A 219-nucleotide genomic window follows, 5' to 3' on the forward strand; every position below is an offset into this window, starting at 1 on the left:
ACGCGGTTTTATCAGCAAAATGCTCGCCAACGCCGCTGGCTTGGCTAATCGCCTGGCTCAGTTTTCCTGCGCTCAGCACGCAGTCCAGCCCTGCCGCTTTCGCCGCTTCACCGACCTGGGTATGGCAGGCTTCGCTTTCGTCGCCCAGCTCTGCCATATCGCCCACCACCATGATGCGGTAGCCCGGCATTTCAGATAACACCTGCACCGCCGCCGTCA

The 219-nt window shown here is 61.2% G+C and carries 1 protein-coding gene; it reads right to left on the reverse strand.

Going from position 1 to position 219, the window contains the following annotated elements; translation table 11 throughout:
- The coding region (locus CN514_RS19660) for a glutamate ligase domain-containing protein (protein ID WP_286141767.1) at positions 1-219 on the reverse strand (219 nt) is incomplete at both ends.

The sequence above is a fragment of the Bacillus sp. AFS001701 genome (assembly GCF_002559405.1).
Classification (GTDB): Bacteria; Bacillota; Bacilli; order Bacillales; family Bacillaceae_G; genus Gottfriedia.